The following is a 7759-nucleotide window of genomic DNA, read 5'->3' on the forward strand; positions in this document are numbered from 1 at the left end:
CCGATGCACCCAAGTGCAGGCACCTTATTAAATGTTCCCGTCTTTTAGAGGAGCGCGACTCATGACCGTGATCAAGCAAGACGACCTGATTCAGAGCGTTGCCGACGCCCTGCAGTTCATTTCCTACTACCACCCCGTGGACTTCATCCAGGCGATGCACGAGGCCTACCTGCGGGAAGAATCGCCGGCTGCCCGTGATTCCATAGCGCAGATCCTGATCAACTCGCGCATGTGCGCCACCGGCCACCGGCCGATCTGCCAGGACACCGGCATCGTCACGGTATTCGTGCGCGTGGGCATGGACGTGCGCTGGGACGGCGCCACCATGAGCCTGGACGACATGATCAACGAGGGCGTGCGTCGCGCCTACAACCTGCCGGAAAACGTCCTGCGCGCCTCCATCCTGGCCGACCCGGCAGGTAGCAGGAAAAACACCAAGGACAACACCCCGGCGGTGATCCACTACTCCATCGTCCCGGGCAACACCGTGGAAGTGGACGTGGCGGCCAAGGGCGGCGGCTCCGAGAACAAATCGAAGATGGCCATGCTCAACCCGTCCGACTCGATCGTCGACTGGGTACTCAAGACCGTTCCGACCATGGGCGCCGGCTGGTGCCCACCGGGCATGCTGGGCATCGGTATCGGCGGCACCGCCGAGAAAGCGGCAGTGATGGCCAAGGAAGTGTTGATGGAATCCATCGACATCCACGAGCTCAAGGCCCGTGGCCCGCAGAACCGCATCGAAGAGATCCGCCTGGAGCTGTTCGAGAAGGTCAACCAGCTGGGCATCGGCGCCCAGGGCCTCGGTGGCCTGACCACCGTGCTCGACGTGAAGATCATGGACTACCCGACCCACGCCGCTTCCCTGCCGGTGTGCATGATCCCCAACTGCGCCGCAACCCGTCACGCGCACTTCGTACTGGATGGCTCCGGCCCGGCGAGCCTGGAAGCGCCACCGCTGGACGCCTACCCGGAAATCGTCTGGGAAGCCGGCCCGTCGGCCCGTCGGGTCAACCTCGACACCCTGACCCCGGAAGAAGTGCAAAGCTGGAAGCCGGGCGAAACCGTACTGCTCAACGGCAAGATGCTCACCGGCCGCGACGCTGCGCACAAACGCATGGTCGAGATGCTGAACAAGGGCGAAACCCTGCCGGTGGACCTCAAGGGTCGCTTCATCTACTACGTCGGCCCGGTCGATCCGGTCGGTGACGAAGTGGTCGGCCCGGCTGGCCCGACCACCGCCACGCGGATGGACAAGTTCACCCGCCAGATCCTCGAGCAGACCGGCCTGCTGGGCATGATCGGCAAGTCCGAGCGCGGCCCGACCGCGATCGAAGCGATCAAGGACAACAAGGCCGTGTACCTGATGGCCGTCGGCGGCGCTGCCTACCTGGTAGCCCAGGCGATCAAGAAGTCCAAGGTCCTGGCCTTTGCCGAACTGGGCATGGAAGCGATCTACGAGTTCGAGGTCAAGGACATGCCGGTGACCGTCGCAGTCGACAGCAAGGGCGAGTCGGTACACATCACAGGTCCCGCCATCTGGCAGAAGAAGATCAGTGACAGCCTGGCGGTAGAAGTGCAGTAAGCCCTTCCTCCGTTCGGCCCAGGCGGCGGTGCTGTTCATTGAATGGCCCGCCGCTTTTTTTATGCACCGCCCTTTCCCGACACTGTCCGCGATCAACGTTAGCCCCGGCGCTCATGCTATCGTTCCCGCCCCCATTGCAGCCTGCCCCGACTCATGGCCCAGATCTCTCGCCCCCTCCGCTTGACGTTCTATATCCTGGTGATTCTTGCTGGCACCGTGCTCAGCGCCGGCCTGGCCATGCGCCATGCAGAACGGCAGACGCTGGTGGAGGAAGCCGCCCGTGCCAATGAGCAGTTGGGGCTGTATGCCAACTCGCTGCATACCCTGATCGAACGCTATCGCGCCCTGCCGGCGGTCCTGGCCCTGGACCCGGAACTGCGCGCGGCGCTGCAGGGGCCGGTGGCCACCGAAACCCAGGACGCATTGAACCGCAAGCTGGAAAAGATCAATGGCGCGGCCCGCTCCTCGACCCTGGAGCTGCTGAACCATGAGGGCCTGGCCGTGGCCGCCAGCAACTGGCGCCTGCCCAGCAGCTACGTGGGCCACAACTACGGCTTTCGCCCCTACTTCAAGCAGACCCGCAGCCAGGGCAGCGGGCGCTTCTACGCGGTGGGCGTGACCAGCGGCATCCCGGGGTATTTCCTGGCCAGCGCAGTCAAGGCCGACAACCAGGACTTCCTCGGGGCCATGGTGGTCAAGCTGGAATTCCCCGAGCTGGAACATGAATGGAGCCAGGGCAACGACACCCTGCTGGTCAGCGATGCCCGGGGCATCGTGTTCATCGCCAACCAGCCCGGCTGGCGCTACCGGCACTTGCAGCCGCTGTCGAGCAACGACCTGGAAGAAATCAAGCTCACCCGCCAGTACGACAAACAGCCCCTGACCCCGCTGCAGCACCAGACGCTGCAACGCTTTGACGACAACAGCAGCCTGGCCCGGGTCGAAGGCCCCGAGGGCCGCGCCAGCTACCTCTGGGAGTCCCTGCCGTTGGCCGCCGAAGGCTGGACCCTGCACCTGCTGCGCAAACCGCCGAATGCCTTCGAGGAAACCCGCAATGCCGGGCTTGCCGCCGCCGGTGCCTGGCTGACCCTGGTGTTCCTGCTGCTGTTCCTCAACCAGCGCTGGCGCCTGGGGAAAGTCCGCCAGCGCAATCGCCAGGAGCTGGAGCAACTGGTGGAGGAACGTACCCGCGATCTGCGCACCGCCCAGGAAGGCCTGGTGCAATCGGCCAAGCTCGCGGCCCTGGGGCAGATGTCCGCCGCCCTGGCCCACGAAATCAACCAGCCCCTGACCACCCAGCGCATGCAGCTGGCAACCCTCAGGCTGTTGCTGGATCACGGCCGGGTGGACGAAGCCTACAAAGCCCTGCGCCCACTGGACGACATGCTGACCCGCATGGCCGCCCTCACCAGCCACCTCAAGACCTTCGCCCGCAAGAGCCCCAGTGGCCTGCGAGAACGCCTGGACCTGACCGCTGTGGTGGACCAGTCGCTGCACTTGCTGGAAGCCCGGCTGCGTGCCGAAGACGTCGAAGTGGTGCTGCAACTGACCCGCCCGGCCTGGGTCCGGGGCGACGCCATCCGCCTGGAACAGGTGCTGATCAACCTGCTGCGCAATGCCCTGGACGCCATGCAGGACAAACCGCACAAGCGCCTGGAGATCAGTCTCGAAGCCGAAGACCAGCTCTGGCAACTGCGGGTGGCCGACAACGGCGGCGGCATTGCCGAGGAACACTTGCTGAGCGTCTTCGATCCATTCTTCACCACCAAACCGGTGGGTGATGGCCTGGGGCTGGGGCTGGCGGTGTCCTATGCCATAGTCCACGAGCTGGGTGGCCGCCTGAGCGTGGCCAACCAGGAGCAAGGGGCGGTGTTCACCCTGAGCCTGCCCATCGACCTGGAGGCCCATATCCAATGCTGAACTCAGTGATCGTGGTGGACGACGAAGCCAGCATCCGTACCGCCGTCGAGCAGTGGCTGAGCCTGTCGGGCTTCGAGGTCCAGCTGTTCAGCCGGGCCGAGGACTGTCTGGCGCAACTGCCGAAGAACTTTCCCGGGGTGATCCTCAGCGATGTGCGCATGCCCGGCATCAGTGGCCTGGAACTGCTGGCCCAGGTCCAGCACCTGGACCCGGACCTGCCGATCATCCTGCTCACAGGCCACGGCGATGTGCCCATGGCGGTGGAAGCCATGCGCGACGGGGCCTACGACTTCCTGGAAAAACCCTTCAGCCCCGACACCCTGCTCAGCAGCCTGCGCCGGGCCCTGGACAAGCGCCGCCTGGTCCTGGAAAACCGCCGCCTGCACCAACAGGCCGACAGCCGGGCCAAGCTCGACGCCACCTTGCTGGGGGTCTCCAGGGCCTTGCAGACCCTGCGCCGCCAGGTACTGGAACTGGCAGCCCTGCCGGTCAATGTGCTGATCCGCGGTGAGACCGGCAGCGGCAAAGAACTGATTGCCCGCTGCCTGCACGACTTCGGCCCGCGGGCCGGCAAGCCCTTCGTCGCCCTGAACTGCGCGGCGATCCCCGAGCAGTTGTTCGAGGCCGAGCTGTTCGGCCATGAAAGCGGCGCCTTCACCGGCGCCCAGGGCAAACGCGTCGGCAAACTGGAATACGCCGACGGCGGCACGCTGTTTCTCGACGAGATCGAAAGCATGCCCCTGGCCCAGCAGGTCAAGCTGCTGCGGGTGTTGCAGGAGCAGAAGCTGGAACGCCTGGGTTCCAACCAGAGCATCAAGGTCGACCTGCGGATCATCGCCGCCACCAAGCCCGACCTGCTGGACGAGGCCCGTGCCGGGCGTTTCCGTGAAGACCTGGCCTACCGCCTGACCGTGGCTGAACTGCGCCTGCCACCCTTGCGCGAGCGCCGCGAGGACATCCCACTGCTCTACGAGCACTTTGCCCAGAATGCCGGGGAACGCCTGGGGCGCAGCGTCGCGCCCTTGAGCGGCGCGCAACTGAGCCGCCTGCTCAGCCACGACTGGCCGGGCAACGTGCGCGAACTGGCCAACGCCGCCGAGCGCCAGGTGCTGGGCCTGGGCGAGCCGGAACCCGACGCCATCGAACCCGGCCAGTCCCTGGCGGCGCAGCAGGAAGCCTTCGAGGCCCAATGCCTGCGCGCGGCCCTGAGCCGGCACAAGGGAGATATCAAGGCGGTACTCAACGAGCTGCAACTGCCCCGCCGGACTCTTAACGAAAAGATGCAGCGCCATGGACTGACCAGGGAACACTTCCTCAAGGAGGAGTAACCCCTATAGGACCCGGCTTGCCGGAGAATCAGCCCTAAAGCCCGGCACCGCCCCCATCGACGCCTTCGCCCACATGCCCAGGGGGCACGGCCGCTTTCGGCAATTTCCCGCTTACCCGCAAGGTGCCGATAGGCGGATTTCCGCTCATCACCCCCGCCTCCCCCCCTCTAGCCCGGGCTTCTCGCCCTTGGCACAGGTCCTGCTATAGCCCCAGCAGGCTGCGCTCGCGCGCACTCCACAAAAACAATGAATAGAAGGGTCCTTCATGGATATCTCTAATACCCTGCCTGCCGGGTCGGCGGCTGCGCCCGCCACAGAAAAGACCACCGCCAGCCGCCTGAAGTCGATCTTCAGCGGTTCCGTGGGCAACATGGTCGAGTGGTACGACTGGTACGTCTACGCCGCCTTCTCGCTGTACTTCGCCAAAGTCTTCTTCCCCAAGGGCGACACCACCGCCCAACTGCTGAACACCGCCGCGATCTTCGCCGTGGGCTTCCTGATGCGCCCGATCGGTGGCTGGCTGATGGGGCTGTATGCCGACCGCAAAGGGCGTAAGGCCGCCTTGATGGCCTCGGTGCTGCTGATGTGCTTCGGCTCGCTGATCATCGCCCTGACCCCGGGTTACGAAACCATCGGCGTCGGCGCTCCCATCCTGCTGGTGCTGGCGCGCCTGATGCAGGGCCTGTCGGTAGGCGGTGAATACGGTACCTCGGCCACCTACCTCAGCGAGATGGCGACCAAGGAACGTCGTGGCTTCTTCTCCAGCTTCCAGTACGTGACCCTGATCTCCGGCCAGCTCATTGCCCTGGCGGTGCTGATCGTGCTGCAGAACATTCTGACCACCGAGGAACTGCAGTCCTGGGGCTGGCGGATTCCGTTCGGCATCGGTGCCCTCTGCGCCGTGGTAGCCCTGTACCTGCGTCGCGGCATGGAAGAAACCGAGTCCTTCACCAAGAAGAAGGAAAAGCCCAAGGAAAGCCTGATGCGCACCCTGATGCGTCATCCCAAGGAGTTGATGACCGTGGTCGGCCTGACCATGGGCGGCACCCTGGCCTTCTATACCTACACCACCTACATGCAGAAATACCTGGTGAACACTGTCGGCATGAGCATCTCCGACTCCACCACCATTTCCGCCGCCACGCTGTTCCTGTTCATGTGCCTGCAACCGGTAATCGGTGCTCTCTCGGACAAGGTTGGCCGGCGCCCGATCCTGATTGCCTTCGGTATCCTCGGCACCCTGTTCACCGTGCCGATCCTCACCACCCTGCACACCATCCAGACCTGGTGGGGCGCGTTCTTCCTGATCATGGCGGCGCTGATCATCGTCAGCGGCTACACCTCGATCAACGCGGTGGTCAAGGCCGAGCTGTTCCCTACGGAAATCCGCGCCCTGGGCGTGGGCCTGCCGTACGCACTGACCGTATCGATCTTCGGCGGTACCGCCGAATACATCGCCCTGTGGTTCAAGAGCATCGGCATGGAAACCGGCTACTACTGGTACGTCACCGCCTGCATCGCCTGTTCGCTGCTGGTCTACGCGACCATGAAAGACACCCGCAAGCATTCGCGGATCGAGACTGACTGAAAACAACAACGCCCGGGTGCAAGGCCCGGGCGCTTTTCGCGATCTGTGGGGAAGCTTTCGCCGGCAAGCCGGCTCCTACAGAGGCTGTACAGGTCAGGAAAGTTCGGCAGCGCCCTGGCGCCCATCGCGGCTCTGGGCCCAGGCCGCCCCCACGATCATCACCAGCAGGATTCCCGCCAATACCGCCGACGAGCCGATGGTGCCGAAATCCATGCCGCCTTTTTCGTGGGGTTTGGTGAGGAAGTCACCCAAGGTTGCGCCGAACGGCCGGGTCAATACGAAAGCGACCCAGAACAACAGCACCGACGAGAGCCTGGTGAAGTACTTGAGCAGCACCACCACGGCGATGGTCGAGCCGATCAACAGCGCCCCGCCGGCAAAGCCCAGCCCCGAATCGTCCGCCAGGTAGTCGCCGAGGGCGGTGCCCAGGGTGTTGGAAAACAGGATCGCCATCCAATAGAACATCTCGCCGCGAAAGGTCTGGATCTTGTTGACGTTCAGCGAGTCGCCACTCAGACGCCAGAGCGCGAAGATCGCCAGCAGAATACCGATCAGGATCAACGAGCCACTGGCATAGCCCAGGCCCAGGGTGCGGTCCATGAAATCCGACATGGTGGTGCCGGCGGTACTGGTGGAGAGGATCACGATCCAGTACAGCACCGGGTTGTAGGTCTTGGACCACAGCTGGGTGACCAGGGTCAGCAGGAACACACTGATCAGAATCATCGAGCTGATGGCATAACCCACATTCAGGGTCATCGACAGCAGGTCCCCCGCTGTTTCGCCGAGGGTGGTCGCGCAGATTTTCATGACCCAGAAGGCCAGGGTGATCTGGGGTAGCTTGTTCATTCGCAAAGGTGCTCCAAAGGTCGCATTCAAGGCGGCCTGTCTATGGACTGCAGGCCTGCGCGGAGGCTGAACGTCAAGGGGTGAAAAACAGGTAAGGCGCGGATGAAAAAATCGTTGAAATATTTTCTTACAAGCAATCTGCTCAATTAATGATCAGTTAATGCTGGATGCATAGCCTGCTAATGAATCCAAGTGGGTACTTGGCTCTTCTATGCAGTGAGGCTTGAACGCGGTATTTGGCGGCGAGGGCTGATCTCATAAGCATCGATAAAGCAGATATTTATAAGCATTAATTTGCGCTTTTATATCAACTTTACCGGAGTAGGATTCATCCCAAGCCCAACGCATTCATCTCAACGAACCCGGAGTCACCATCATGAAAAGCAAACTGATCCTCGCCCTGACCCTCTCGGTACTGGCTGCCAACACCTTCGCCGCTGATGGCTACGATCGCACCGGTTCTGCCACCTTCGCTGCCGATGGCTACGA

5 protein-coding genes and 1 pseudogene are annotated in these 7759 nt (G+C 63.2%); 5 read left to right on the plus strand and 1 reads right to left on the minus strand.

Features of this window, described 5'->3' with window-relative positions; all coding sequences use genetic code 11:
- Positions 1 to 61: 61 nt before the first annotated feature.
- The 4 genes from BLS75_RS10625 (at position 62) to BLS75_RS10640 (ending at position 6421) form a co-directional block, all read left to right on the plus strand.
- Positions 62 to 1585: a fumarate hydratase gene (locus BLS75_RS10625; protein ID WP_011063055.1), complete on the plus strand. Its 1524-nt coding sequence runs from the start codon at positions 62 to 64 to the stop codon at positions 1583 to 1585.
- Between the two features lie 153 nt (positions 1586 to 1738).
- Positions 1739 to 3505, plus strand: a complete 1767-nt coding sequence (locus BLS75_RS10630) for an ATP-binding protein (RefSeq protein ID WP_011063056.1) — start codon at positions 1739 to 1741, stop codon at positions 3503 to 3505.
- Positions 3499 to 4833 (plus strand): sigma-54-dependent transcriptional regulator, encoded by a 1335-nt coding sequence (locus BLS75_RS10635; RefSeq protein ID WP_072450817.1) that lies wholly within the window; start codon positions 3499 to 3501, stop codon positions 4831 to 4833. The genes BLS75_RS10630 and BLS75_RS10635 overlap by 7 nt, the downstream gene beginning before the upstream one ends.
- Before the next feature lie 265 nt (positions 4834 to 5098).
- Positions 5099 to 6421, plus strand: a complete 1323-nt coding sequence (locus tag BLS75_RS10640) for an MFS transporter (protein WP_011063058.1) — start codon at positions 5099 to 5101, stop codon at positions 6419 to 6421.
- 93 nt (positions 6422 to 6514) lie between these two features.
- Here BLS75_RS10640 and BLS75_RS10645 read toward each other — a convergent pair whose 3' ends face one another.
- Positions 6515 to 7270 (minus strand): COG4705 family protein, encoded by a 756-nt coding sequence (locus BLS75_RS10645; RefSeq protein WP_072450818.1) that lies wholly within the window; start codon positions 7268 to 7270, stop codon positions 6515 to 6517.
- A gap of 376 nt (positions 7271 to 7646) precedes the next feature.
- On the opposite strand from BLS75_RS10645, the pseudogene BLS75_RS10650 reads away from it, so the two are divergent.
- Positions 7647 to 7759 (plus strand): annotated as a pseudogene (locus BLS75_RS10650) (heme utilization protein); the annotation flags it as partial.

Origin of the sequence: Pseudomonas sp. NFPP12 (assembly GCF_900103205.1) — a bacterium.
Classification (GTDB): Bacteria; Pseudomonadota; Gammaproteobacteria; order Pseudomonadales; family Pseudomonadaceae; genus Aquipseudomonas; species Aquipseudomonas protegens.